Below are 251 nucleotides of genomic sequence, written 5' to 3'. Positions count from 1 at the left end.
TGGCTGGATGGGCTATCGCCGATCACATGCGAACCGAGCTCGTCATCGACGCCCTGGCCGCCGCCGGGCGGACCCGCGGGAGCCTGGCCGGGGCAGTGATGCACACCGACCACGGCTCGCAATACACGAGTCGGGCATTCGCCGAAGCGTGCAGGTCAGCAGGGGTCCGGCAGAGCATGAGCGCCGTCGGGTCCAGCGCGGACAACGCCGCCGCCGAGTCGTTCAACGCGACACTCAAGAGAGAGACCTTG

At 68.5% G+C, this 251-nt stretch carries 1 protein-coding gene; it reads left to right on the top strand.

Translation table 11 applies throughout. The features are described 5' to 3' along the window. Window positions 1-251: DDE-type integrase/transposase/recombinase (locus tag C1J00_RS44395; protein WP_146046453.1), on the top strand; the 251-nt coding region annotated here is incomplete at both ends.

It is taken from the genome of Streptomyces cahuitamycinicus, from assembly GCF_002891435.1.
GTDB classification, from domain to species: Bacteria; Actinomycetota; Actinomycetes; order Streptomycetales; family Streptomycetaceae; genus Streptomyces; species Streptomyces cahuitamycinicus.
Note: the sequence above shows the minus strand (reverse complement) of the source record. Positions and strands in the feature narration are given on the sequence as shown.